The following is an 895-nucleotide window of genomic DNA, read 5'->3' as shown; positions in this document are numbered from 1 at the left end:
TTCCTGAAGCGGTTGCCGACATGGGCAACATTCGGGCGCGGCTGGTCGGATCGGGTCAGGTCGGTGCGGGTTCAGGCCCTGCTGATGTCGGCGCAGCGCCCCGCCGCACCGGTGACCGCGGCGGCGCCGCCCAGGGTCGAAACATCGGCCAATGGGGCGCCGTCGGTTCGTCTCGAGCAGCCGACGCCCGGCGGCAAGACGGCTGCCGTGGCCGGCCTCCTCGTTCTCATGGCCGGAGCGCTCGCGGCCGTCCGGCATCAGATCGCCGATTTTTTCGGAAGCCTGTTTCGATGACATGGTTCAACACCAATGCGCTGCACAATCTCCTCAACACGCTGATCGCCATCATCTGCGGCGGCGCGCTCGCCGGCTTTGACTGGACGCTGCTCGGCGTGAGCGACCGCACCGCCCTTCAGATCAGCGGCGCCATTGCCCTTGCCAAGATCATCATCAACGCGGTGCGTGACGGGCCGCGCGGCATGGTCGCGCCGGCCAAGGAGACATGAGATGGGAACACTCGCTTTCGCGCTGCTTGGCCAGGCCTGGCCGTATCTTCTGGCAATGGGCGCCGCGCTCGCCGGTGTCTGGACGGCCTACGCCAAGGGCAAGGCCAACCAGAAGGCCAGGCAGGATGCCGCCGACGCCGCGGCGCGCACCGAAGCCCAGGAGATCGACGATGCCGTCGCCGGCCGGGCGCCGGACGACAACAGAGGGAGGCTGGCCAGATGGTCAAAATCATAGCGCTCTCGCTCCTGCTGGCCGGCTGCACCACATCAGGCGGATCGTTCTGCGCGGCCGGGCATCCCATCCGGCCGACAAGGGCAGAGGCGGCGGCCCTTTCCGACGCGTCGGTGGCGGCGATCCTGGCTCACAACGAAAAGGGTCAGAAATTTTG

Annotated in this window: 2 protein-coding genes and 1 pseudogene; all 3 read left to right on the top strand. The window is 67.6% G+C overall.

What is annotated here, in order from left to right:
- Positions 1-294, top strand: a pseudogene (locus tag EN969_RS33145) (hypothetical protein); the annotation flags it as partial.
- Positions 291-506, top strand: a complete 216-nt coding sequence (locus EN969_RS33140; RefSeq protein WP_063168557.1) for a hypothetical protein — start codon at positions 291-293, stop codon at positions 504-506. The pseudogene EN969_RS33145 and the gene EN969_RS33140, both read left to right, overlap by 4 nt.
- 1 nt (position 507) lies before the next feature.
- Positions 508-741 (top strand): phage-related exported protein, encoded by a 234-nt coding sequence (locus EN969_RS33135; protein ID WP_013530787.1) that lies wholly within the window; start codon positions 508-510, stop codon positions 739-741.
- The last annotated feature ends 154 nt before the right edge of the window (positions 742-895 follow it).

The organism is Mesorhizobium sp. M7A.F.Ca.CA.003.01.2.1 (assembly GCF_003998945.1).
GTDB classification, from domain to species: domain Bacteria; phylum Pseudomonadota; class Alphaproteobacteria; order Rhizobiales; family Rhizobiaceae; genus Mesorhizobium; species Mesorhizobium ciceri.
Note: the sequence above shows the minus strand (reverse complement) of the source record. Positions and strands in the feature narration are given on the sequence as shown.

Excerpts from the sequence above, each read along its gene's own strand:
- EN969_RS33140 (WP_063168557.1), top strand. The coding sequence starts at position 291 with ATGACATGGTTCAACACCAATGCGCTGCACAATCTCCTCAACACGCTG.
- EN969_RS33135 (WP_013530787.1), top strand. The coding sequence starts at position 508 with ATGGGAACACTCGCTTTCGCGCTGCTTGGCCAGGCCTGGCCGTATCTT.